The sequence below is a fragment of the Microbacterium canaveralium genome, assembly GCF_047238045.1.
Taxonomy (GTDB): Bacteria; Actinomycetota; Actinomycetes; order Actinomycetales; family Microbacteriaceae; genus Microbacterium.
This window is the reverse complement of sequence record NZ_JBDFMA010000003.1, coordinates 463234-486187: the sequence shown is the minus strand read 5'-3', so window position 1 is coordinate 486187 and position 22954 is coordinate 463234. Positions and strand designations below refer to the sequence as shown.

General features: G+C 70.8%; 22 protein-coding genes. 3 read left to right on the top strand and 19 right to left on the bottom strand.

All coding sequences use genetic code 11. The features are described from left to right. Window positions 1-22 precede the first annotated feature (22 nt). Window positions 23-391 (top strand): cupin domain-containing protein, encoded by a 369-nt coding sequence (locus tag ABC271_RS03235; RefSeq protein ID WP_412923480.1) that lies wholly within the window; start codon window positions 23-25, stop codon window positions 389-391. Window positions 392-409: 18 nt separating this feature from the next. Here the strand turns inward: ABC271_RS03235 and ABC271_RS03230 are convergent, their stop codons facing one another. Together ABC271_RS03230 and ABC271_RS03225 are read right to left on the bottom strand one after the other, a co-directional pair. After that, window positions 410-1321 (bottom strand): amidohydrolase family protein, encoded by a 912-nt coding sequence (locus tag ABC271_RS03230; protein WP_412923479.1) that lies wholly within the window; start codon window positions 1319-1321, stop codon window positions 410-412. Further along, window positions 1311-1826 (bottom strand): RidA family protein, encoded by a 516-nt coding sequence (locus ABC271_RS03225; RefSeq protein WP_412923478.1) that lies wholly within the window; start codon window positions 1824-1826, stop codon window positions 1311-1313. Before ABC271_RS03225 ends, ABC271_RS03230 begins: the two co-directional genes overlap by 11 nt. 64 nt (window positions 1827-1890) lie before the next feature. On the opposite strand from ABC271_RS03225, the gene ABC271_RS03220 reads away from it, so the two are divergent. Together ABC271_RS03220 and ABC271_RS03215 are read left to right on the top strand one after the other, a co-directional pair. Then, window positions 1891-2391 (top strand): RidA family protein, encoded by a 501-nt coding sequence (locus tag ABC271_RS03220; RefSeq protein ID WP_412923477.1) that lies wholly within the window; start codon window positions 1891-1893, stop codon window positions 2389-2391. Then, window positions 2388-3620, top strand: a complete 1233-nt coding sequence (locus ABC271_RS03215) for an MFS transporter (protein ID WP_412923476.1) — start codon at window positions 2388-2390, stop codon at window positions 3618-3620. The genes ABC271_RS03220 and ABC271_RS03215 overlap by 4 nt, the downstream gene beginning before the upstream one ends. A gap of 15 nt (window positions 3621-3635) precedes the next feature. Here ABC271_RS03215 and ABC271_RS03210 read toward each other — a convergent pair whose 3' ends face one another. The 17 genes from ABC271_RS03210 to ABC271_RS03130 form a co-directional block, all read right to left on the bottom strand. Continuing rightward, window positions 3636-4067, bottom strand: a complete 432-nt coding sequence (locus ABC271_RS03210; protein ID WP_412923475.1) for a cytidine/deoxycytidylate deaminase family protein — start codon at window positions 4065-4067, stop codon at window positions 3636-3638. Further along, a complete protein-coding gene (locus ABC271_RS03205; RefSeq protein WP_022879890.1) occupies window positions 4064-4834 on the bottom strand; it encodes an amidohydrolase family protein in 771 nt (256 codons plus the stop codon). Before ABC271_RS03205 ends, ABC271_RS03210 begins: the two co-directional genes overlap by 4 nt. 61 nt (window positions 4835-4895) lie before the next feature. Next, the gene (locus ABC271_RS03200; protein ID WP_412923474.1) at window positions 4896-5954 is read right to left on the bottom strand and encodes an ABC transporter ATP-binding protein; all 1059 of its coding nucleotides are present in this window, start codon (window positions 5952-5954) and stop codon (window positions 4896-4898) included. Continuing rightward, window positions 5951-6823: an ABC transporter permease gene (locus tag ABC271_RS03195; protein WP_412923473.1), complete on the bottom strand. Its 873-nt coding sequence runs from the start codon at window positions 6821-6823 to the stop codon at window positions 5951-5953. The genes ABC271_RS03200 and ABC271_RS03195 overlap by 4 nt, the downstream gene beginning before the upstream one ends. Window position 6824: 1 nt before the next feature. After that, window positions 6825-7667 (bottom strand): ABC transporter permease, encoded by an 843-nt coding sequence (locus ABC271_RS03190; RefSeq protein WP_412923472.1) that lies wholly within the window; start codon window positions 7665-7667, stop codon window positions 6825-6827. Window positions 7668-7907: 240 nt separating this feature from the next. After that, window positions 7908-8984: an extracellular solute-binding protein gene (locus ABC271_RS03185; RefSeq protein WP_412923471.1), complete on the bottom strand. Its 1077-nt coding sequence runs from the start codon at window positions 8982-8984 to the stop codon at window positions 7908-7910. Window positions 8985-9165: 181 nt separating this feature from the next. Next, window positions 9166-10587 (bottom strand): amidase, encoded by a 1422-nt coding sequence (locus tag ABC271_RS03180; protein ID WP_412923470.1) that lies wholly within the window; start codon window positions 10585-10587, stop codon window positions 9166-9168. Continuing rightward, window positions 10584-11603: a phosphotriesterase family protein gene (locus ABC271_RS03175; protein WP_412923469.1), complete on the bottom strand. Its 1020-nt coding sequence runs from the start codon at window positions 11601-11603 to the stop codon at window positions 10584-10586. Before ABC271_RS03175 ends, ABC271_RS03180 begins: the two co-directional genes overlap by 4 nt. After that, the gene (locus ABC271_RS03170; RefSeq protein WP_412923468.1) at window positions 11600-12958 is read right to left on the bottom strand and encodes an amidohydrolase; all 1359 of its coding nucleotides are present in this window, start codon (window positions 12956-12958) and stop codon (window positions 11600-11602) included. Before ABC271_RS03170 ends, ABC271_RS03175 begins: the two co-directional genes overlap by 4 nt. 27 nt (window positions 12959-12985) lie before the next feature. Continuing rightward, complete coding sequence (locus ABC271_RS03165; protein ID WP_412923467.1) at window positions 12986-14401, bottom strand: amidase; 1416 nt, start codon at window positions 14399-14401, stop codon at window positions 12986-12988. Next, the gene (locus ABC271_RS03160) at window positions 14398-15915 is read right to left on the bottom strand and encodes a GMC family oxidoreductase (protein ID WP_412923466.1); all 1518 of its coding nucleotides are present in this window, start codon (window positions 15913-15915) and stop codon (window positions 14398-14400) included. Before ABC271_RS03160 ends, ABC271_RS03165 begins: the two co-directional genes overlap by 4 nt. Then, the gene (locus ABC271_RS03155) at window positions 15912-16547 is read right to left on the bottom strand and encodes a cysteine hydrolase family protein (RefSeq protein WP_412923465.1); all 636 of its coding nucleotides are present in this window, start codon (window positions 16545-16547) and stop codon (window positions 15912-15914) included. The genes ABC271_RS03160 and ABC271_RS03155 overlap by 4 nt, the downstream gene beginning before the upstream one ends. Next, window positions 16544-17578 carry a phosphotriesterase family protein gene (locus ABC271_RS03150; RefSeq protein WP_412923464.1) on the bottom strand — a complete coding sequence of 345 codons (1035 nt, stop codon included), beginning with the start codon at window positions 17576-17578 and terminating at the stop codon, window positions 16544-16546. The genes ABC271_RS03155 and ABC271_RS03150 overlap by 4 nt, the downstream gene beginning before the upstream one ends. A 3-nt stretch (window positions 17579-17581) precedes the next feature. After that, window positions 17582-18592 (bottom strand): phosphotriesterase family protein, encoded by a 1011-nt coding sequence (locus ABC271_RS03145; RefSeq protein WP_412923463.1) that lies wholly within the window; start codon window positions 18590-18592, stop codon window positions 17582-17584. A 4-nt stretch (window positions 18593-18596) separates the two neighbouring features. Beyond that, on the bottom strand, window positions 18597-20063 hold the full coding sequence (locus ABC271_RS03140; RefSeq protein ID WP_412923462.1) for an aldehyde dehydrogenase family protein: 1467 nt from the start codon (window positions 20061-20063) through the stop codon (window positions 18597-18599). A gap of 8 nt (window positions 20064-20071) precedes the next feature. Then, the gene (locus ABC271_RS03135) at window positions 20072-21601 is read right to left on the bottom strand and encodes a glutamine synthetase family protein (protein WP_412923461.1); all 1530 of its coding nucleotides are present in this window, start codon (window positions 21599-21601) and stop codon (window positions 20072-20074) included. After that, entirely contained in the window at window positions 21594-22931 is a 1338-nt protein-coding gene (locus ABC271_RS03130; protein ID WP_412923460.1) for a Rieske 2Fe-2S domain-containing protein, read from the bottom strand. Before ABC271_RS03130 ends, ABC271_RS03135 begins: the two co-directional genes overlap by 8 nt. Between the last annotated feature and the right edge of the window lie 23 nt (window positions 22932-22954).

Below are 22954 nucleotides of genomic sequence, written 5' to 3'. Positions count from 1 at the left end.
CTTGCGCATTTAGGATCCAAACATGACTTTCGTGATGAGACCCGCTGAGCTGGATGCCACCGAACTCGAGGCGAAGCCCCTCGCCCCACCGAACGCCGAACCGCTGTCGGGCGAGATCATCGTCCGCGGCAAGGTGCAGTTTGTGAACGACGACCGCACGGTCATCTCCGGCGTGTGGGAGAGCGACCCGGGCACATCGCGATGGGAGTTCCTCACGCGCGGCGAGATCGTCCACATCCTCGCCGGACGGATGACCGTCCAGCGCGACGGCGAGGAGCCCGTCGAGCTCACGGCGGGGAGCGCGGCCTACTTCCCGATCGGCTGGACCGGTGTCTGGACCGTGATCGAGCCGGTCCGCAAGCTCTACGTGGTCTACAAGCCCGCCGCCTGAGCCGCGTCCGAACGCCGCTCAGCCCAGGCGAAGGAGCCGGGCGGCGTTCTCGCCGATGATCGCGGCGCGTTCGGCCTCCGACAATCCCGGCAGCTCCTCGACCACGGCGGCCGTCGCCCCCGGGGTGTACCAGGGGAAGTCCGAGCCGAGGACGACGCGCTCCACGCCCACGGCGCGCACGAGCGCGACCACCTGGGCGGCGGTCGGCGCCAGCGGCGCGCCGATCCAGTGGACGATCTCGGAGAGGTCGAACCGCAGCGTCGGCTGCGCCTCGGCGAGCGCCGCGACGTCGCGCCACGCCGCCCCGCCCAGGTGCGCCATGATGACGGCGAGCCCCGGCCGCTCCCCCGCCACCGCGGCGATGCGCTTCGGGTCCGCCCAGCCGAAGCCGCGGACGTCGGGCCCGCCGTGGAACACGACCGGCGCACCGGCCTCCTCCAACGCGTCGTACGCCCCAGCGAGACCCGGGTCGTCGGGGAACGTGCGGATCGCGATCGGGTGCAGCTTCAGGCCGCGCGCACCGTGGTCGCCGAACATCTCGGCGAAGTGCGCATACACCTCCGCGGAGGTCATGACGGCGGGGTTGGCGGCGAGGAACGGCAGCAGCCGCGGGTGCTGCGCCCCCACGTCGCAGAGCCACCGGTTGTAGGCGACGAGCTCATCGCGCAGGTCGGCGTGCGGCGGCACGGCGGGCCAGTAGTCCGCTCCCCCAGGGGGATGGGGAAGGTCAGGGAGCTCGAAGCTGCCGAGCACGGCGGCGTAGTCGAACCCCTCGGCCTCGAGCGTCGCCAGGGCGTCCGCGACCGTGCCCGCGATACCGGCGAACTCCACGTCATCCTTCTCGCCGTACTCGACGATCGGGTAGGCGGTGAGGTCGTGCAGGCCCTGCGCCGCATCGGCGTACAGGTGCAGGTGGGTGTCAATCCTCATCGTCGACCTCCGGCGCCGGATGCCGGGTCTCGACGACCGTGACCATCTCGAACACGTTGTTGCCGGACAGGGTGGTGACGCCGATGCCGGCGGACGTGGAGCGCCCGATGCGGTCGCCGAAGACCTCGACGAACAGGTCAGCGGCGCCGTTGGTGACGAGGTTGACGTCGGTGAAGTCCGGCGCGACGCACACGAACGTCAGCGTCCGGATGAACGCCGAGACCTCGTCGAGAGATCCCACGGCGAAGCGGATGAGACCGAGCACGTTGATCGCCGCATACCGCGCCGCCTCATAGCCCTGCTCGAGCGTGACCGTCTCGCCGACGCGGCCGGGGAAGACCTTGTTGCCCTGACGGTCCTCGGGAGTGATGCCACTGATCGTGAGCGTCCGACCGAGGTGGTGGAACGCCTTCATCGTGGCGTAGCGCTCGCCGTAGGGCGGGTCGGAGTAGTCCGGGATGACCAGCCCCAGTTCCTTGACACGTTGCTCAGCGGACCACGCCATGACAGCTCCCGTCGTAATGGATCCATTTTATGTGAGATAGGATACAACCGAAGAGAGGTGCGCCATGACATCCCCGGAAGCACGCGTCCGCGAACTCGGCCTCGAGATCCCCGACTACAGCGATCCGCCGTTCGGCATCCGGTACGGCCGGATGAAGCCCTTCCACCGGATCGGCACGCTCATCGAACTGGCGGGTCTCACACCCGAGAACCGCGCGGGCGACCGCCTCCACCCCGGCGTCGTAGGAGTCGACGTCACGGTCGAGGAGGGGTATGCGGCCGCACGCCTCACCGCGGTCCACACGCTCGGAATGATCCGCTACGCCCTCGGGTCGCTCGACAACGTGGTGAGCCTGTCGCGCGCCCTGTGCTTCGTCGTGTGCCCGCCCGGCTTCGAAGACCTGCACCTCGTCTCCAACGGGGCGACCGACCTCTTCCTCGACGTCTTCGGCGAGGATGCCGGTAGCGTCGGCCGCGCGTCGATCGGCGCAACGAGCCTGTCGCGGAACAACTGCTTCGAATTGTGGCTCAGCCTGGAGTGCGCCCCGAACGCCCCCACCGCATGAACGGCACGCGGGACATCACCCGCACCGTGCCGTTCTGGGTGATCTTCACCGCCTCGGCGCTGAGCGGCATCACCAACTCCGCGAGCACTCCCCTCATCCCGGTCTATGTCGGTGACGTGCTCGGGGGCGGCACCGGGCTCGCCGGCGCGATCATCTCGCTCGCCGCGGTCGCCTCGATGCTGTCGATGCCGGTGGCGGGGGTGCTCGGCGACCGGCTCGGTTATCGGCTCATCGCGGTGATCGGCAGCGTCGTGGCCACCGGGGCGCTCGTGATGCTCGCCACGGTGCCGACGCTGTGGGGTGCGAGCGTGAGCCGCATCCTGTTCGGATTCGGCAGCTCCGCGGCCGTCACCCTTCTGATGGCCTGGCTGGTGACGGTCGCTCCCCCCGGGCAGCGGGGCAAGGCGCTGAGCATCTACGGGCTCAGCGTGTGGATCGGTCTCGCCCTGGGTCCGCTGGTCGGGACGGCCGTCGACGCGCTGGCCGACCCGCGCGCGGTGTTCCTGCTGTGCGCCGCTCTCGAGCTGACGACGGGAGCGCTGATCCTTCTCCTCCCCCGGGTGACGCCGGCCGCCCCGTCCCCGGACGCGTCGCCACGCCCGCGCGGTCTGCGTGCGCTGTGGCGGGCCTTCCAGGCCGTGTGGACCCCCGGCGTCGTCGCGGCGGCGGCGTGGTGCGGCGAGGGCCTCATGCTCGGATTCCTCATCGTCCACCTCTCCGGCGCCGGGGTGCCGGCGACCGGCCTCCTCGGCGCCGCGTCGGTCTTCGCCGTGTTCGCCGTCTCGGTCATCGTCGCGCGGCTGTTCCTGGCGAACCTCCCCGATCGGATCGGCCCGCTCCGGGCCACGGCGATCTCGCTCGTCGCGCTCACGGCGGGTCTGGTGACACTCGCCCTGGCGGCGGACTTCTGGGTGGCTGCGGCGGGCGCGGCGCTCATCGGCGTCGGGTTCTCCCCGCTGTATCCGTCGCTCACGATGCTCGCCACGCGAGCCCTGCACCCCGAGAACCGGGCCCTCGGCGTCGGCCTCTTCTCGAGCTTCACCAGTATCGGCTACGGCGGCGGCGCCGTGATCGGCGGCGCCGTGATCGCCGTGGCCTCATCGATGTGGGCGTTCCTGCTCGTCGCGGGCCTGCAGCTGGTCGCCCTCGCCGTGCTGACGATCTTCACGCGCGACGACTCGCCTCGCCTCCGACCGGATGCCACCGAGCCTCGGGACCCCGCCGCCTGACCGCGGCGGCGCCCGTCACCAGAGGCGGGAGCGCTTGGCGGGGAGCAGATCCCTCATCGCCACCGCAACCGTGTCGTCGCCGCGGGTGATCCACACGCGTGCGTCCGGCCAGTAGTCGGTGAGCAGTTCGGCGCACACGCCGCACGGTTCGATCACGTGCTCGCTGCCGCCCGGGCGGCGCAGCACGCTCACCCCGGCCACCACCGTCCCGCCGGCCGCGATGACGTTCCCCGCAGCGACCCCCTCGGCGCACACCGACGAGCGCCGGGCAGACCCGTCGACGTGCACGCCCGTGACGATCCGGCCGTCGGCGAGCCGGAACGCGGCGACCACCTCGTGCCGCCCCTCGCGGTAGACGGCGTCGAGCTGAGCCCGCGCAGCGTTGAGCAGCTCGGCATCCGCATCGGACATCTCCGCGGGACGCCCGAGCGGCGGCCGATGGGTCACACCGGCACCGCAATGCGCATGATGCGGGCGTAGTTCCCGCCCTCGACGAGCGCGCGGTCGGCGGCATCCGGGATCGCCTTCGCGATCTTCATGCGCTCGAGGTCGAAGTCCGAGCCCGGCCATTCCGAGCCCATGAGGATCTTCTCCGGTCCGAGCCGCGCGTACGCGCGCTTGACGTCGGCCATGAGGGTCGCCGAGGTCTCGAGGTAGACGTTCTCGCGGCGCTCGGCGACGATGATCGCCTCCGGGACGTTCCAGACCGCACCCATGTGGGCGATGATCGTCGGCACGTCGGGGTGGTCCTTCGCGATCTCCTCGATCGAGAACGGCGCACAGAAGGCGTCGTCGAGCGCGTTGATGATCACGGCCATGCCGTTCGCGGCGCACGCGCGGAACACCGGGTCGAGCAGACCGTGGTCGGCGACGTGATAGCCGTGCATGCTGGGGTGCAGTTTCAGACCCCGGATGCCGGCATCCGCCAGTCGCTGGATCTCCTCGACGGCGTCGTCCGCTTGCGGCATCACCTGACCGAAACCGATGAAGCGGTCGGGGTGGGCGTCCTGCAGCCCGATGATGAAGTCGTTCTCGATGCGCTGGGCGAGCGAGCACACCATCGCCATGTCGACGCCGGCGGCGTCCATGCGCGAGAGGATGCGCTGCGGGTCGAAGGGCACGTACGCCGGCGGTTCCTCACCGGGTCGGGCGCCGGTGAGGTAGTCGGATCGGCCGCGGACGTCTTGCGTCGTGTTGTAGGCGTCGATGATCATGGGCACTCCTCGCAGGGGGAAGGGCGAGCCGCGGCGGCTCGGGAAGAAACGGGATCCGGGTTCAGACCGGGACCGGGATGGCTGCCGTCGCGACCGCCTCGATCAGGTGGACCCGCTCAGGGGTGCGGCACGCGAGGCGCACGCGCGACCCCGCCGCGAGACCCGACAGATCGGTCGCGGGCGAGAGCGAGGCGACGACCTTGCGGCCGTACGGTGTCGCGAGCTCCAGGCGGTAGCGCGAACCCTGGAAGCTCACGAGCCGCACCGTCCCCTCGACAGACCAGGCGGGAGTGCTCTCGCCGGGCGCGACGACGCTCATGTCTTCGGGGCGCAGGACCGCCGTGGCATCCACGATCAGGCCCGTCGTGTCGTCGACGAGCGCGCCGTCCGACACCGGCAGGAGGTTGGCCTCGCCCAGGAAGCTCGCGACGTAGGCGTTCACGGGGCGCCGGTAGAGGTCTTCGGGCGTGGCGACCTGCACCAGGCGCCCCTCGTGCATGATCGCGACACGGTCGGACATCGTCAGCGCCTCGGTCTGGTCGTGCGTGACCGAGACGGTGGTGATCCCGACCTTGCGCTGGATGCGCGTGATCTCCACCTGCATCTGCTCGCGCAGCTGCTTGTCGAGGGCGGCCATCGGCTCGTCCAGAAGCAGGATGCCGGGGTTCGCGGCGAGCGCGCGCGCGAGGGCCACGCGCTGGCGCTGTCCGCCGGAGAGCGAGGCGGGCGAGCGGTCGGCCATGCCGGGGAGCTGCACGAGTGCGAGCATCTCGTCGGCGACGGCGCGCCGCTCCTTGGCGGGGCGTCGGGCGGCCAGCAGCGGGAACGCGACGTTGTCGCCGATGCTCAGGTGCGGGAATAGCGCGTAGGACTGGAAGACGACGCCGACGTTCCGCTTCTGCGGCGCGAGGCGTTCGACGTTCTGTCCGTCGAACGCGACGTGACCGGCATCGACGGCCTGGAGGCCGGCGATGACGTTCAGCAGCGTCGACTTGCCACTGCCGCTGGCGCCGAGGAGCGTGACGAACTCGCCCGGCTGGACGTCGAGCGAGACGCCTTTGAGCACGTGGTTGGCGCCGAGGGTGACCTCGACGTCGGTGACGGAGAGGGCGACGGTCATTCGATGACTCCTTCCGGGCGGATCGCCGCGGTGCGGGCGCGCCCACGGCGCGCTCCGGACCGGCGCGATGCGCGTCCGATGACGAGGGGGACGACCGCGAGGAGCACGATCGCGAGGACGGAGACGAGCGTGGACGCCGCCGTGAGCTCCGGTGAGAACGCCTCCGAGGCGGCGTTCAGCATCTTCAGCGGAAGCGTCTGCACGCCGGGGGGCAACAGGAAGACGGCCAGCACGACCTCGTCGAACACGACGACGAAGGCGAAGAGGGCGCCCGACAGGATGTAGGGCAGCAACGCCGGCAGCTCGATCTTCCACAGCACGAGGGGCCAGCGCGCCCCGAGGGTCCACGCCGCGGGCCGTAACGCCGGGTCGATGCGCGCGACGCCACCGGAGACGATGACGAACACGTACGGCAACGCCAGCAGGGCGTGTCCGAGGACGAGCGTGAGGATCGAGCCGCGCAGGAATGACAGCTCGGATCCGGCACCGTAGAGGCCCACCGCGTAGGCGATCGGCGGGAGCGCGATCGGGACGATGAAGAGAGTGCGGATCCATCGCTGGGCGGCACGACGGCGCACACGGGTGAGGCCGATGGCTCCCACCGCACCGAGAACGGTCGCGATGAGGGTGGCCGCTGCGCTCTCCCACAGCGAGAACGTGAAGGCGTTCATCCACCGGCGGTCGCCGAGGACCTTCGCGTACCACTGCAGCGAGAACCCGTCGGGCGGGAAGAGGATGAAGCCGCCCTGCGTCCACGAGGTGGACACCAGGATGAGGAACGGCACGATCAGGAGCAAGCTGGCGAGCAGGGCGACGAAGATCACGGGGATCCGCCACGCGCCGAGGCTCCGGGCAACGGTGGTCGTCATGTCAGCCCCACTTCTCGCTCACCTTGAACAGGCGGTCCGCGACGAGGTAGATGAGCATCGTTCCTCCGACCAGCAGGATGCTCATGGCCGCCGCCAGATCGGGACGGTCGGCCTTGCTCATCTGCGCGTTGATGACGCCCGAGACCGTCATGTTGGCGGGGCCGCCAAGCAGCAGCGGCGTGACGTAGAAGCCGAGCGACATGACGAAGACCAGGACGCCACCGCTGATGATCGAGGGCACGATGTGCGGCCAGGTCACCGTTCGAAAGGTCAGGAGCGGACCCGCGCCGAAGATCGTCGCCGCGTTGAGCTGCTCCTTGTCGATCGACTGCAGCGCGCTCATGACGGGAAGGACCGCGAAGGGGAGCATGACGGCGATCATGGCGGGGTACATCCCGGCCACCGTCTGGTAGATCTCGACCGGCTGGTCGCCGAGACCGATGATCCCGAGGAACCAGTGGATCGCGCCCTTGGGGAGTTCCAGCAGGACCCAGCCGAACGAGCGCACCATCACCGAGGTCCAGAGCGAGAGCATGAGGGCCGCCAGGAGGCCCACGCGCAGCCACGTCGGCGACGTCACGATCGCGAGCGCGTAAGCGGCGCCGAGGATCATGGTCAGCACCATGGTGACCACCGCGATCACGACGGTGCGCCCGAGGGAGCCGAGGAACGCCGGCACCGCGAAGGCGCCGGGGTAGGCGGCTCCGCCGCCCTCGAGCGACATCGCGATCAGGGCGATCATCGGAACGCCGAGGGCGATGGCGAAGAAGGCCAGCGGGGGCCAGACGAGCCAGCGGACCTCGGCCCGGCTGATCCCGCCGCGCAGTCCGCCGGCGGGCCGCACCCGCGGCATCCTCGTGGCTAAGGTCGCACTACTCACGGGCTCATGCTCCTCGGTCGAGATTGCGGGGGAGTTTCCCCCACAGGATCCCCGTCGACGCGAAGACCGTCGACTTGGATCCAAAGTTAGCTCTTGTGGATCCGATTGTAAACGCGCTGTGTTTCGGGCGAGTAACAACGGACCCGGAAACGACGCAGGGCGCCTCCCCGAGAGGGGAGACGCCCTGGATGAGGACTCGGGAACTCAGCCCGCGAGCCACGCCGTGTAGGAGTTGAGCAGCAGGTCCGCGTTCTCGGCACGCCACTCCTCGCCGTAGGCGAGCAGGTTGGTGTGCGAGGGGGCGTTCACGACCTGCGACTTCACGTCGTCGGACAGCTCATCGAACACCGCGGGGTTCACGGGACCGTAGCCGGTGCGTTCGGTGAAGACGGCCTGACGGGCCGGGTCGTTCATCCACGAAGCGAGAGCCGCGACGGCATCCGGGTTCTTCGAGGACTTCGGCGAAACGAAGCCCGAAGGCACAGCGAACGCCTGGTTCCACTGCACGGTCACATCCTGGCCCGCGTTCTGCAGGGCACGGAACTGTCCCGTGACGGTGACCGCGATGGCCACGCTGCCGCTGCTCAGCAGCTGCTGGGTCTCGGGGTAGGACTGGTAGAAGACCAGGCTGTCGCGAATCGTGTCGAGCTTCTTCTCGGCGCGCGGCAGGTCGAGCGGGTAGAGGTCGGCCGGCTTGACACCGTCGGCGATCAACGCGATCTCGTACGACGAGTCGTACGAACCCGGGTCACCGGGCCATGCGCGCTTGCCGGGGAACTTCGTGGTGTCGAAGAAGTCCGCCCAGTCCTGCGGCCCACCGTCGGGGTACGTCGAGGTCAGCCACCCCTGGGCGACACCGAAGACGAAGCCGCCGATGTAGTACGGCCGCACGTTCTCGGGCAGCAGGCTCCCCTGAGCGTCCGCGGGGACCTCGGCGAGGTTGCCGAGGTTGGGCAGGATGTCGGAGATGCCGGCCTGGAAGATGTCGTAGTCACCGTCCTCACCCTTGAGCTCGCTCTTGTAGACGGCGTCTTCGATGCTCGTCGAGACGACGTCGACGCCGGTCTCGTCGATGAAGCTGTCGAAGTAGGCGACCTGGCGGCTCTCGTTGGTCGGCCCACCGTAGTCGGCCCAGACGACCTGGCCACTGAGGGCGGCGGAGCCATCCGACGCGGCGGGCTCGGAGCCGGTTGCGCCGGCGCAACCGGCGGCCAGGACGCTCACCGTGGCGAGTCCCGCGAGGGTGACGGCGAGCCGTCGGGAACGGTTCGGGATCTTCATGACTGGACTACTCCTCGTGCTGTGCGAAAGGGTGGGCCGGACTCGACGCATTCGGGTTGCGTTCGGGACGCGGCGGCCGGGTGGAGGATCATGGATATATCTCGGGTGTAACTGGATCCAATTTTGCAGGATTGGATCCCTCATTTTGTGCCGAGAATGTTTCCACGTTGTAAAACGTGGCTCACTCCCCGGGTGTGCGGGCCGTCAGGCCGAGGACGGCCTCGAGCCCCGCGCTGATCGCGAGCAGATCCGCCTCGCCGCGGTGGCGACCGACGACCTGCATTCCGACCGGCAGGTGCCCGTGGAAACCCGCGGGCGTGACGACCACGGGGTGCGCGGTCACGGTGAAGCGGTTCGCGAGCATCTGCCACCGGAAGTAGCGATCGTAGACGGTGTCGCCCACGCGCTCGACCCACTCGACCTCGGCCGGCGGCGCCACCACGGGCGTCGCCGGGGCGATGAGCACGTCGACGTCGGCGAACAGCCGCTCGGTCCGGCGGAAGACCTCGGTGCGCGTGCGCAGGGCGTCGGCCAGCTCGGCGGCCGTGATGCGTTCCCCCTGCCGGACGTTGCGCAGCAGGTCGGGGCGCATGAGGTCGGGATGGGCGGCCGCCTCTCCGCGATAGGAGGCGAAGAAGTTGTACATCTCCACCGTCTCCCACGCGGCCTCGGCATCCGCCAGGTCGAGGTCGAGGTCGACGATGTCGTACCCCGCGGCCACGAGCGCGGCCCTCGTCGCCGTGTGCACGGCCGCGACCTCGGGCGAGATCGGCACGCCGCCCGCGTCGCTATTCCAGCCGATCCGGACCGATGCCGGACTCCGCGGCGTCAGCGACGCGAAGACAGCGGGGTCCTCCGCGATCGAGAGCGGTGCCATCGGGTCGGGACCCGCCATGGCCGCGAGAGCGTACGCGACGTCGTCGCTCGTTCGCGCCATCGGGCCCAGGACGCCGTGCGCGGTCCAGCCATTGTCGAGCCGTCCGCTCGCGACGCGGCCGGGAGTCGGGCGCAGGCCCACGACGTTGCAGAACGCCGCCGGGTAGCGCAGGCTGCCGCCGCTGTCGGAGCCGTCGGCGAACGGCAGCATGCCCGTCGCGACCGCGGCCGCGGCTCCGCCGCTCGACCCTCCGGCGTGGCGCGAGAGGTCGTAGGGGTTGCGGCACGTGTCGGCGATGGCGCTGAAGGTCAGCGTGCCGAGCCCCGCCTCGGGGGTGTTCGTCTTGCCGATGATGAGCGCTCCCGCGCGACGCATCCGTCCCACGACCATGGCGTCCGCACGCGCGGGTGCCGCATCGGCGTGGATCCGCGAGCCATGGCGGGTGGGCAGCCCCTCGACGTCGAGCAGGTCCTTCACCGCGGTCGGCAGGCCGTGGAGGAGCCCCACCTCGTCACCGCGGGCGACGGCCCGGTCCGCCTCGCGCGCCGCCTCGATGGCCTCGGACTCGGGGATCATCGTGACGATCGCCGCGACCGCGTCGTTGTGCTCCTCGATCCGTGCGAGGTGCGCACGCATCACCTCCTCGGCCGAGAACTCGCGGGTCCGGATGCCGGCGGCGAGCTCGCGCGCGCTCCGTCGGTGCAGGGGCTGGTCGGTGGGGGTCATGAAGGAGTCTCCGTCCTGTCCAGGAGCGCGACGGGGCGCGCGACGAGCATGTCGGCGAGACGGGCGTCATCGACGCCGACGCTCGCGAGGAGGGGGGCGATGCGCGTGAGCACGTGACCGTAGCCCATGCCGCCGTAGCGGGTCAGCTGTCCCTTGGTCCAGACCGAGGTGCTGAGTGTGATCGCGGCGTCGGGGCGCACGGCGACGAGGGCGCCGAGGAAGTCGAGGCGCTCGCGGTCGGTGTGATCGCGGATCCCGCCGCCGAAGGAATGGTCGCTCCCGAAGGCGAACTCCACCACGGCGCCGGTGTCGACGATGTCGGACACGTAGGCGAGGTCGAGCACCTTGTCGATGTTGCAGAAGAGGATCCGCTCGGGCGCCAGTCCCATCCCGGTGAGGATGCCGGCGACCTCCGGGCCGCGGCGGGCAGCCGCATCCAGACGAATGCTCACCGACGCCCCGGCCTCGGCCGCGGCTCGGCCCGCCGCGCGCAGCGCCCGGGCCTCGGGCCCCGTGATCTCGGCGCTGGTACCGAGAAGCCCCAGCAGCCCGGCGCGATACGCCGCCCCGGGCACGGCATCCGTCAGCGCCGTGCGGAACAGCGCGAACATCTCGCTCTCGCTCAGCTCCCGCCACCACGCCGGAAGCGTCTTGTCGATGTAGGAGCCGTACGCGGCCACGATCTGCACCCCGCTGCGGCGCGAGATCTCGGGCAGCTCGGCGTGACACGGGCCCATGCCCCACGATGTCGCCTCCACCACGGCACCCAGGCCGACGGCGGCGGCGGATGCCAGTTCCTCGGCGGCCGTGACGGGGTCGTCGAGCGTGAGGTTGTTGGGCATCGACATCCAGTTCCACCGGAGGTCGCCCCAGACCTCCAGACGAGGCGGGCCATCGAGGAACGTGCCGTCCGGGAGCGGGCGCGCGAGGCCCCGCGAGTCGGTGAGGAGGTGTTCGTTCGTCGAGGTCGCCCCCCACCCCTCCGCGGGCACGGGGCCGAGGACCGTCTCGATCACGAGTGGCCCCGGTACACGGTGCGGCCGCCCACCACCGTCCGGCGGACGTGGAGTCCGCGCAGCGCGTCGACACCGGCATCCACCGGGTCCGCCGACCACAGCGCCCAGTCCGCGAGCATGCCCGGGCGGATCATCCCCCGCTCGGTCTCGGCGAGACTCGCGTACGCGGCACCGGTCGTGTACCCGGCGAGCGCCTCCTCGAGCGTGATGGCCTCCGACCGGTCGAGCGGCTCGGAAGAGTTCGCGACGAACCGCGTGACCGCCTGCCACATCAGGTGGCGGGGATCGAACGCGAAGTACGGCCCGTCCGACCCGAGGGCGAGCACCGCGCCCGCGTCGATCCAGGAGCGCATCGGGTTCGCATGCTCGGCGCGCTCCCCCAGCTTCTCCCGCAAACCGGCGCCGTTGTGCCAGATGATCGAGGGCTGAAGGGATGCCACGGTCCCCACGCCGCCGGCCAGACGCATGGTCTCGACGCTCGGCTCGAGATACCCGTGGATCACCTGGTACCGGTTCTGCCGTACGGCGGCGCCGGCGCGGGCATACTCCCGGGCGACGAGTCCGATCGCCGCGCCCCCGACGGCGTGCGTGCCGACGCCCCAGCCGTTCGCGGCGCAGAACGCGACGAGACGGGCGTACTCGGCATCCGGGATCCGCTGCTCGCCGCGGTATCCGCTGGCATCCCACGGCTCGTCGAGCAGCGCCTGCCCCTTCAGTGCCTCACCGTCGGCGTACACCTTGATCGGCCCGAGGCGCAGGACGTCGTCGCCGAAGCCCGTGGAGACCCCGGTGCCCGAGAGGTGGGCGATGACCGCGTCGACGTCGGGGGTGCCCGGCGACCCGATCTCGAGGTAGGGCATCGCGACGGTGCGCATCGTGAGCCGCCCGCGGCGGTGCGCCTCCTGGTAACCGCGCATCTCGTCCGGGGTGACGGCGGGGTCGACGATGCCGGTGAAACCGAGGGCGTGGAACAGCGGCTGGACGAGGTCGAGCCCCGCGACCCGCTGATCGAGCGTGGGAGGCTCGGCACCGGTCCAGTCCTCGTCGTCGAACGTGCGCGCCATCGCGTCGATGTACCCGTCGACGTCGACGTCCGGGTCGACGTGTTCGCTTCCCTTGAGGCCGCCGCGCTGCATGTGCAGGTGAGCGTCGATGAGGCCCGGGAGCACGACGCCGTCGAGCTCCTCGACTTCGTGGTCGGCGGGGAGGACGGCGCTGACCTCGTCGACGCCTCCGACCGCGACGATCCGCCCCGCCCGCACCGCGAACGCTTCCGCGTGCGGGCGGTCGGGGTCCATCGTGCGTACGGGCGCGATCACCAGCGTGGTGGCGTCGTTCCGGGGGGACGGGGTCATGCGGGGCTCCTCAGCGGGGACGTCGGGTCAGAGAGGCGGGCGGCGGGCCATCGTGTCGGCGACGGCACCCTCCCAGGTCAGACCGAACTCCAGCAGGGTGCGGTCGGCGCGGTAGGGACCGACGAACTGCACGCCGATCGGCAGCCCCTCGGTCGAGAACGAGAAGGGCAGCGACAGCGCCGGCATCGCCGTGGCGGTGATGCGGCTGCAGGACCGCTGCCACGAGTAGTAGCGGTCCATCCCGACGCCGTCGATCTCGGTCGGGTACTCCCACTCGACGGGGAAGGGCAGCACCTGGACGCACGGGGCGAGCAGCAGGTCGACGTCCTCGAACAGCGCCTGGAACCGGCGGAACAGTCGGGTGCGGGCACCGGCGGCGCGGACGAGCGTCTCGGCGGTGAATCCCCCGGCCCACGCGATGTCGTCCTTCAGCGTCTGCTTGACCAGGTCGGGGTGCTCCGCCGCTTCCTCACCGTGGGCGTCGAGGAACTCCAGCGAGCGGAACGTCTCGAACACGAGGTCGGCCTCGGACAGGTCGAGGTCGACCGGGATCACCTCGGCGCCGAGGTCGGCGGCGAGCCGTGCGGCCGCCTCGGTCGCCGCGCGCACCTGCGGATCGAGCGGAAGCCCGCCGAGGTCGGCACTGTAGGCCACGCGCGCGCCGGCGAACGGTCGCGGCTGCAGCGACAGGAACAGCGCGGGATCCTCGTCGATGGACAGCGGCGCTCGACGCTCCGGCGCCGAGATCACCGACATCAGCAGGGCGGCGTCGCGGACGTTGCGCGCGAGCGGCCCCAGCACCGACCCGGGGTCCCACGCGTTACCGGGGCGGGCCGAGGCGACGCGGCCCGCGGTGGGCCGGAGCCCGACGAGGTTGCCGAACGACGCGGGGTTGCGGATGCTGCCACCGAGGTCGGACCCGTCGGCCATCGGCAGCATGCCGCTGGTGACGGCCGCGGCCGCACCACCGCTGCTGCCGCCGGCGGAGCGAGCGAGGTCGTACGGATTGCGGGTGATACCGAACACGTCGTTGAACGTGTGCGAACCGACCCCGAACTCGGGGGTGTTCGTCTTCCCGACGAACACGGCCCCCGCGTCGCGGATACGACCCGAGATGACGCTGTCCGACTTCGCGACAGTGCCGACGTGGATGCGCGAGCCCGACGTGGTCGGGAGGCCCGCGACATCCATCAGGTCCTTCACCGCGAACGGCAACCCGTGCAGGGGACCCGTCGAGAGGCCGCGGGCGCTGAGCGCGTCGAGCTCGCGAGCGCGGTCGATGGCCTCCTCGGGCCGATAGGACACCACCGCGTTGACCGCGGGGTTGATCTCGTCGATCCGCTCGAGATGCGCACGCACGACCTCCTCCGACGACACCTCCCGCCGTCTGATCGCCTCCGCGAGGGAGGATGCGGAGCGGCGGGTCAGGTGCGACAGGCTCATGCGGCGTCCTCGATCAGCATCCGGGCGATGTTCTCGCCCACCACGATGGCGGGCATGGCGGTGGTCGCGCGCGGCACGCGCGGCATGATCGCGCAGTCGGCGACGCGGAGTCCCTCCACGCCGTGGACCCGGCCGCGCGCGTCGACGACCGCGAGCGGGTCGCCCTCCACGCCCATCCGGCACGTGCCGACCGGATGCCAGTAGTTGTCGGGGTTCGCGTAGAGGTGGGCCGCGAGCGCCTCCCGCGTGAAGGTGTCGGGGCCGGGGTGGATCTCCCGTCCCACGAGGGGCGCGAGTGCGGGCGTGGCCGCGAGGTCGCGCAGGATCTCCGCGCCGTCCATCAGCATCGCGACGTCGAGCCCCTCGGGGTCGGTGAGGAACCGGTGATCGATGATCGGCTTCGCCTCGGGATCGGTGCTGCGCAGGCGCACGAATCCGCGCGACCGCGGCAGGAGCGCCGAAGTGCCGATGCTCCACCGTTTCTCGTCGCCGCGGTGGGTGGGGCTGTACGGGAGGAAGTGCAGGTCGAACGCCTCGGTCTCGACGCTCGAGGCGGCCTTGCCCATCGCCTGCTCGTCGGGGGCCCAGCCGCCCGCGCGGGCGGCATCCATCTCCACGCGCATGCGGTCCGACCCCTCCCAGCTCATCAGGAGGAACGGCTGGTCGTGGAGGTTTTCGCCGACGCCGGGGAGGTGCGCGACGAGCGGGATGCCGAGGGGGGCGAGCTGCGCGGACGGTCCGATGCCCGAACGCAGGAGCACGGTCGGCGAGTTGTACGCGCCGCCGGCGAGGACGACGGCTCCCGCGCGCACCTCGACCACCTCGCCGCGGTGGTGCACCACGACGCCGGTCGCGCGGCCGTGCTCGACGATCACCCGGTCGACGAGCACTTCGCCGACGATCGTCAGGTTCGGAAGGACCCGGACCGGGTCGAGATAGCCGAACGCCGCATTGATGCGGACACCGTCCTGGATGTTCATGTCTTCGGGCGCGAAACCGGCGGCCTCGTCGAGGTCGTTGAGCGTCTCGACGCGCGGCATCCCGACCGCCGGCGCCGCGTCGTACCAGGCGTGCTGCCACGGGGTGAGTTCGTCCGCGGTGAAACGGTGCACGCGCAGGCGGCGCATGCCCTCCTCGAAGAGCGGGCGCAGGTCGTCCGCCGCCCATCCCGCGAGGCCGGCCTCGGCCCACGCGTCGTAGTCGCGGCGGTGGCCCCAGGTCTGCGTGCACCCGTTGACGTCGCTCGAGCCGCCGATCGCGCGGGCGCGCTCGAAGCCGACGCGCCATGGGTACGTGTCGCCGGAGTCGTACCCCCAGTCGTGCGAGCGGCCGAGCCGCGTCGCGTCGAGCAGGTCCGCCGGCCACGCCGGATCGCCCTCCGGCCCGAAGTCCGGTCCGGCCTCCAGGACGAGCACCTCGTGGCCCGCCTCGGCGAGGCGTGCCGCCACGACGCTTCCCGCCGTCCCGCCGCCGACGACGACGTACGCCGCCTCCCGCGGGAGGGCGCTCGTCACGCGGGCACCCGCTCGAACGAGGCCTCGACGTCGGCCGCGGTGACGAGGGCATCCCGCTGGAGGTACTGCACGGCCTCGAGCGCGTTGTCGTGCGCCCGCTGCGTCGACCCGGCGACGGCGTCGGTGACCACGCGCACGCGGTAGTCGTGCTGGTGCGCGTCCACCGCGGTGTAGTGAATGCAGACATCGGTGAGGCCGCCCACGAGCACGACCGTCTCGGCCTTGTACGCCTTCAGCACGATCTCGAGCTCGGTGCCGAAGAAAGCCGAGTACCGGCGCTTGCGGATGACGAACTCCTCGGGCTGCGGGTCGAGCCAGGCGGCGATCTCCGTGTCGGGGTCGCCCTCGATGCAGTGCGGCCCCTCCGCGCCGTCGAGTTCGCGCCCGATGTCGACGAGGGAACGCTTGTGCACCTCCTGGATCCACACCACGGGCACATCCGCCTCGCGGGCGCGGTCCACGAGCGAACGGACGCGGACGCGGCGCTCGGCGCGGCCGCCCATGAGCACCGGGATGCCGCCCTCTTCGGGCGGGGTGGTGCCGGCGCCGCCCTGGATGTCGACGACGATCAGGACGGTGCGGCCGACCAGGTGAGCGGGGCCGATGCCGGTTTCGAGTGCGGTGTCGGTCATGAGTCCTCCGAGAGCGTGGGGCGGTCCAGCAACCGCCGGGGAGTGTGGATGAGGATCTGGTCGGCGACCGCGGGGTCACCCGCGATCTTGGCGATGGCGGGGCCGATGCGGGCGAAGAGGTGGTCGTAGCCGCGGCCGCCGTTGCGGCGGAGATTGGCCTGCGCCCACACGTCCTGCGCGATGACGAGCTGGCCGCCGTACCCCTCGGACAGCAGCCACTCGACCATCTCGAGTCGCTCCGCGTCGGTCGGGTTCCGCAGGTCCGTGCTGCCGTAGTAGAAGTCGGAACCGAAGGTGTCGTAGGCGAGCACGGCACCGGCCTGGGCGACGTCGCGGTGGTACGCCTTGTCCCAGTATTCGTCGAGGTGGCCGATGATCACGCGGTCGGGCGACATGCCCTCGTCGACGAGCACCTCGAGCACCTTCGTCCCGGCCATGCCGCGGAAGGACTGGTGGGTGTAGACGGCGGCGCCGGTCTCGCTGCCGGCCCGGGCGGCCGCGCGGAGCGAACGCCACTCGGCATCCGTCACCGGATAGCTCGTGCCGATCTCGCCGAGGAGGGCGGGACGGATGCCGGTGTCGTCGATGCCCTCGCGCAGCTGCGTCACCAGAACGTCGGTGAGGGTGTCGACGTCGGCGGTCCGGACGTCGTCGGGCATCGTCGGCTCGACGTAATACCCGGCGCCCACCATGACGTGGACTCCGGAGCGACGCGAGATCTCGGGCAGTTCGCGCAGGCGTCGACCCATGCCGTCGAGGGTGAGCTCCAGCACCCCCGACCCGCCGGCGGTCACGACGTGCGCCAGCTCCTCGGCGGCGACGACGGGATCGTGGAGGACGATGTTCTCGGGGATCGAGAGGAAGTTCCACCGGAGGTAGGCCATGAGCTCGGGGCCCATCTCCACGCCCTCCGGCGGGAGCTCCGTCGGCGTCTTCGCCCAGATGCGCAGGTCGCTGAGCAGGTGTTCGTGCATCGACGTCCGGCCGAGGTCGGCGGCGTCGATGGGTCCGAGAACGGTGTGGATCGGCATCGGTCACTCTCCGAAGACGGCGCGACGCGGGTTGTCGCGGTGGATGGCGTCGAGGATCTCGGGGGCGATCCCGGACTCGACCGCGATCTGGCGGAACTCCTCGAAGAGGAAGGTGTATCCCGGGCCACCGTACGCGCGCAGGTGCGAGCGCTGGCAGACGTCGTGCGACAGCAGGACCTTGTGGGCATACCCGGCGTCGACGAGGCGGCGCAGGTAATCGATGCGCCGGTCGATCTGGTGGCGGATGAGCGAACCGCCGACGCGGCACGTCATGAGGCAGTCGAACTCGACGAAGGCTCCGCGGCGCAGCAGCTCGAGCGAGTACTCGACGCTCTTCACGGTGTCGGCGTGGCCGATCACGACGCGAGACGGGTCGACGCCCTCCTCGGTGAGGATGTCGAGCTGCGCCAGGCCCGTGGGAAACGACGCCGCATGGGTCGAGATGAGCGCACCCGTCTCGCGTCCGGCACGGGCGGCTGCGCGGAACGACCGTTCCTCTGCCGCCGTGATGTGCGACAGGTCGGACGCGATCTCGCCGATCACCCCGGCGCGTACACCGGTGCCGGGGATCTCGTCGAGGAGGTCGGCGACGAGGAAGTCGGCGAGCGTGTTGGTCGGGGTGCGGTCGAACCATTCCTTGTCGAGGTAGGTGTCGTAGTAGTGGCCGGTCCCGAGGATGACCTGCACGCCGCTTGTCTCGGCAGCCCGGCGGGTGGCTCGCACGTTGGCGATCGAGCGCGACCCGGTCCGCCGGTTCTGCTGCAGCTCCGTCATGTCGTCGCTCTCGCCGAAGGGTGCCGCATAGTCGCTCAGCTCGCCATTTGTCAGGTCGATGATCGTCGAACCGCCCGCGGCGCGGAACAGCGCGAGCTCGGCGAGCATCTCGTCCTCGACCGCGAGGTAGCCGTCCTGTGGGGTCGTGCGCGTCATGTTGATGTAGACGTGCTCGTGCGGCAGCGTGACCCCGAGCTGCCCGGGGGCGATCGGCCCCGAGACGCCGTGCACGGTGAGCATGCGGTTACGCCTCCGGGATCGCGATGACGACGCTCTTGGACTCGAGGAAGCCGCGCAGGCCCTCCTCGCCGAGGTCGCGACCGAGCCCGGACTCCCCCGTGCCCCCGAACGACAGAGCGGGATCGAAGAGGTTGTAGGTGTTCACCCACACCGTGCCGGCATCCAGCGCCGCCGCCATCCGGTGCGCCCGCCCGAGGTCGCGCGTCCACACGCCGGCGGCGAGACCGTACGCGGTGTCGTTGGCAATGCGGATGGCATCCGCCTCGTCGTCGAAGGGGATGATGCCGACGACAGGACCGAAGATCTCCTCGCGCGCGATCCGCATGTCGTTGGTCACGCCGGCGAAGAGGGTGGGTTCGACATAGAACCCGGGCTCGCGCACGCCGCCGCCCGCGAGGAGGGTCGCGCCCTCGTCGACACCGGCGCGGATGTAGCCGAGCACGCGCTCACGCTGCTCCTCCGACACCAGGGGGCCCACCGTGATGCCGCCGTCCAGGCCGTCACCCACGGGCACGCGGGCCACCGCCGCCGTCATCCGCTCGGTCATCTCGGCGAGGATCGAACGCTGCACGAGCAGGCGGCTTCCCGCGGTGCACATCTGCCCCGAGTGGCCGAACGACGCCCGCATCGCTGTGAGGACCGCGGCATCCAGGTCGGCGTCCTCGAACACGATGTTCGGGCTCTTGCCGCCCAGCTCCAGCGTGACGCGCGTGAAGTCGTCGGCGGCGGCGTGCGCGACCAGGCGTCCGACCTCGGTGGAGCCGGTGAAAGTGATCTTCGCGATGCCCGGGTGCGCGGTCAGGGCCGCCCCGACCGAGCCGTCGCCGGTGAGGATGCTCACGGTGCCGGCGGGAACGCCGGCCTCGAGAAGGATGCCGCCGAGCCGCAGCAGCGTGAGAGGGGTGTCCTCCGCGGGCTTGGCGACCACCGGGCAGCCCGCGGCGAGCGCCGGGGCGAGCTTGAAGGCCGCGGTCATGATCGGGAAGTTCCACGGGAGGATGATCGCGACCGGGCCGACCGGTTCCTGCACCGTGTAGACGTGGTGTCCCCCGCCGTCGACGGAGACGACCGTGCCGCCCAGACGCGAGGGCGCACCGGCGAAGTGGCGGAACGTCCGCGCCGCCATGGCCGTGTCCGCGCGCGAGCGTTCGATCGGTTTGCCGTTGTCGCGGGTCTCGAGCACCGCGAGCTCCTCGAGCCGCTCCTCGATGAGGTCGGCGACCCGGTTGAGGATGCGGGCGCGATCCAGCGGCGCGAGCCCGCGCCACCGCCGGTCGGCGTGGGCGGCGACGGCGGTCGCCACCGCCGCGTCGACGTCGGCGGTCGTGGCGTCGGCCACCGTCGTGAGCACCTCGCCGGTGGCGGGGTCGATCACCGCGCGTGCGGGGCGTTCGCCCCGCGGCATCCACTCGCCCCCGAGGAGGAACGGCTCGTAGTCCGGGAGGGCGGTGACGGTGGTGCGAAGGCTCATGGTGGTCCTCAGAAGATCTCGAAGTACTCGCGCTGCTCCCAGTCGGAGACGTGGCGAAGGTAGCGGGCGAATTCTGCCCTCTTGATGGTCGCGTACCACTCGACGACGACGTCGCCGAGCGCGGCCCGGAACACCGAGTCGGCCTCGAACGCGTCGACGGCGGCACCCAGGGATGCCGGGAGCGAGGGCGCATCCGTGCGGTACGGGTCGGCGGTCGGCGCCGGCGGGATCAGACCCCGGTCGATGCCGTCCACGCCGCTGATCAGCTGCGAAGCGATGTAGAGGTACGGGTTGGCCGCCGGCTCGCCGGAACGGTTCTCGAGGCGCGTCGCGGGGTCGCCGACGCCGCCGACGGCGCGCACCATCGCCCCCTTGTTGTCGATGCCCCACGCGATGCGGTCGGGCGCGAGGGAGTTCGGCTGGTAGCGCTTGTAGCCGTTGACCGTCGGCGTCGTGAAGACCGCCGCGGCTCCGGCGTGCGCGAGCAGGCCACCGAGGTAGGCCGAGCCCAGGAGCGACAGCGTCGTTCCGGGGGCGTCGGGCACGAACGCGCCACGACCGGTCGCCCGCTCGGTGAGCGACTGGTGCAGGTGCCAGCCGGTGGACGCACCCTCGGCTCCCTGCGGGCGCGACATGAACGTGGCGTGATAGCCGAGCCCCGCGGCGATGCGCCGGACCGCGGTGCGGCACAGGACGATGGCATCCGCGATCTCGGCGGCGGAGCCGGCCTCCATCGTGATCTCGAACTGGCTGGGACCGAACTCCAGCTCGATCGAGCGCAGCGGAAGGTCGAGCAGCGTCAGCCCGCGGTACAGCGCATCGACGAGGGGCTGCATGCGGTCGAGCCCTTCCTCGAGCAGCAGCTGCGAGCCGCGCGTGGTCGGAGCGGCGAGCGACGCGGCACCCGGGCGACCCGGGGCTCCGACGTGCTCGGTGCCCAGCGCCGTTTCCTCGGCCCGGAAGACGTGGAACTCCAGCTCGGCGCCCACGGTCAGGTCGTAGCCGCGCGAGGCGAGCGTGGTCAGCTCGTTGCGGAGGATCGTGCGCGTGCAGAACGGCACGGGGCTGCCGTCGGGAAAATGCAGGTCGCACAGGATCCAGGCCGTCCCCGGCGCCCACGGCAGCACGCGGAACGTCGTCGGGTCGGGCACGAGCACGATGTCGCCCGCGCCGCTGAACCCGGCGACACCGACACCCGTCTCGGCGCTGAACACCGAGAAGACGGACTGTCCCGACGTGTCCTTGAGCAGGAGCGAGCTCGGCGCGGTGACACCCGAGCGCAGGGCCGCGGCGAGCCCTCCGCGGGCGATCGTCTTCCCGCGCAGGATGCCGTGCTGGTCGACGAACGAGAACCGGACCATGTCGATCCCGAGCTCGTCCACGACGCGGCGCATCTGCCCGGCGGCGGCGTACTTCGCTTCGCTCCACAGCCCGTGGCGGTGGACGAAACCCTCGCGGTCGGCGGCGAGCATCGGTCGCGCGGAGATCCCGCCGCCGCTCTCGGAGACGGGGCGTTCGTCGACGTTGCGCTCACGCATCGACGGTCTCCTCGGCGCTGGCGCTCGCGGCCGCCCACGGCGAGGCGGCGCGGCGCTCCTGCTCGCGCTGGACCCAGCGCTCCTGCCACGCGTCGTTGGCCGAGATCGTGTCCATCGCGAGGGGCCCGGTGAGCTTCGCGGCCTCCTCCGCGCTCACGGGGTGCGAGGGCGTCTGCCCGCCCGCCGCGAACGCGTCGATGGCCCGCAGCAGCAGGCGCCGGTTCGCGGTGACGGCGCGGTCCGAGACCCCGAGGCGCTCGACCGTGCGGTCCTGGATCGGGCCCATGCTCTCCACGGCCCACTGGTCGTGGACGTTGATGTCGAGCCCCATACCCGTGTACGTGAGCTCTTTCTGCTCCTGCGGGTCGAAGCCCCAGTTGTTGTCGCGATTGCGGATCGGCCGGTAGTCCGGCAGCGTCACGCCCTCGAGGCGCTGCTGCAGCAGCGTGTCCTTGTCGGTCACCTCGGCGAAGTCGTACCAGATCATGTACCAGTAGTGGTGCTCGTCGTCGATCGGCACGTGCCACTGCGTGAACACCTTGGTGTTGCCGAACGGGACGACGAACGCGTTCGGGAACATCAGGTTCGTCACCCGGACGTGCTTGATGTCCTCAGTGAGCTGCCGCAGCGCGAACACGCGCAGGCCGTGGTCGGCGCTCTCGACCTCGATGTCGGGGCGGTAGCTCTCTCCCACGAGCATCGAGAGCTTCTTGCCGGTGCCCTCGACCTCCTCGGCGAACTGCTGCCCGTACATCTCGCGCGGGTCCTCCTGGATGAAGCGGTGGAGGAACGACACGTGGCTCGGGTCGATGCCGCCCTCCAGGCCCTGCAGCCAGTTGCAGTCCCACAGGCCCTTGAAGGCGAAGGTGTACTCCTCCGGCGCGATGAAGCAGTCGTAGTCGGGGAACGGCGGCGGGTCGCCCGCGCCCATGTAGGTGAAGATGATGCCGTTCTTCTCCACGCACGGGTAGTTGGCGATGCGGATCTTGCCGAGGAACTGGCTGTGTTCGGGCTCGGCGGGCTGTTCGACGCACTTCCCTTCGCCGTCGTAGAGCCACCCGTGGTACAGGCAGCGGATGCCGTCCTCCTCGAGACGGCCGTACGACAGGTCGACGCCGCGGTGGGCGCAGTAGCGGCTGATGAGGCCCCAGCCCTCGCGCTTCTTGAACAGCACGAGGTCCTCGCTCATGATGCGGACGGCCTTGACCGGCCGCTCGCCCGGCATCTCGGAGACGAGGGCGGCCGGCTGCCAGTACGAGCGCAGAAGGTTTCCGAGCGGCGTGCCCGGTCCGGAGCGGGTGATCTTCTCGTTGTCTTCCTGCTTCAGCATCGCCGTCGCCCTTCGTGGTCGGT

Coding starts and splice junctions, on each gene's coding strand:
- ABC271_RS03225 (WP_412923478.1), bottom strand. CDS start 1,826: ATGGCGTGGTCCGCTGAGCAACGTGTCAAGGAACTGGGGCTGGTCATC.
- ABC271_RS03180 (WP_412923470.1), bottom strand. CDS start 10,587: ATGACCCCCACCGACCAGCCCCTGCACCGACGGAGCGCGCGCGAGCTC.
- ABC271_RS03170 (WP_412923468.1), bottom strand. CDS start 12,958: ATGACCCCGTCCCCCCGGAACGACGCCACCACGCTGGTGATCGCGCCC.
- ABC271_RS03205 (WP_022879890.1), bottom strand. CDS start 4,834: ATGATCATCGACGCCTACAACACGACGCAAGACGTCCGCGGCCGATCC.
- ABC271_RS03150 (WP_412923464.1), bottom strand. CDS start 17,578: ATGCCGATCCACACCGTTCTCGGACCCATCGACGCCGCCGACCTCGGC.
- ABC271_RS03145 (WP_412923463.1), bottom strand. CDS start 18,592: ATGCTCACCGTGCACGGCGTCTCGGGGCCGATCGCCCCCGGGCAGCTC.
- ABC271_RS03135 (WP_412923461.1), bottom strand. CDS start 21,601: ATGCGTGAGCGCAACGTCGACGAACGCCCCGTCTCCGAGAGCGGCGGC.
- ABC271_RS03235 (WP_412923480.1), top strand. CDS start 23: ATGACTTTCGTGATGAGACCCGCTGAGCTGGATGCCACCGAACTCGAG.
- ABC271_RS03185 (WP_412923471.1), bottom strand. CDS start 8,984: ATGAAGATCCCGAACCGTTCCCGACGGCTCGCCGTCACCCTCGCGGGA.
- ABC271_RS03200 (WP_412923474.1), bottom strand. CDS start 5,954: ATGACCGTCGCCCTCTCCGTCACCGACGTCGAGGTCACCCTCGGCGCC.
- ABC271_RS03220 (WP_412923477.1), top strand. CDS start 1,891: ATGACATCCCCGGAAGCACGCGTCCGCGAACTCGGCCTCGAGATCCCC.
- ABC271_RS03215 (WP_412923476.1), top strand. CDS start 2,388: ATGAACGGCACGCGGGACATCACCCGCACCGTGCCGTTCTGGGTGATC.
- ABC271_RS03230 (WP_412923479.1), bottom strand. CDS start 1,321: ATGAGGATTGACACCCACCTGCACCTGTACGCCGATGCGGCGCAGGGC.
- ABC271_RS03165 (WP_412923467.1), bottom strand. CDS start 14,401: ATGAGCCTGTCGCACCTGACCCGCCGCTCCGCATCCTCCCTCGCGGAG.
- ABC271_RS03130 (WP_412923460.1), bottom strand. CDS start 22,931: ATGCTGAAGCAGGAAGACAACGAGAAGATCACCCGCTCCGGACCGGGC.
- ABC271_RS03155 (WP_412923465.1), bottom strand. CDS start 16,547: ATGACCGACACCGCACTCGAAACCGGCATCGGCCCCGCTCACCTGGTC.
- ABC271_RS03140 (WP_412923462.1), bottom strand. CDS start 20,063: ATGAGCCTTCGCACCACCGTCACCGCCCTCCCGGACTACGAGCCGTTC.
- ABC271_RS03195 (WP_412923473.1), bottom strand. CDS start 6,823: ATGACGACCACCGTTGCCCGGAGCCTCGGCGCGTGGCGGATCCCCGTG.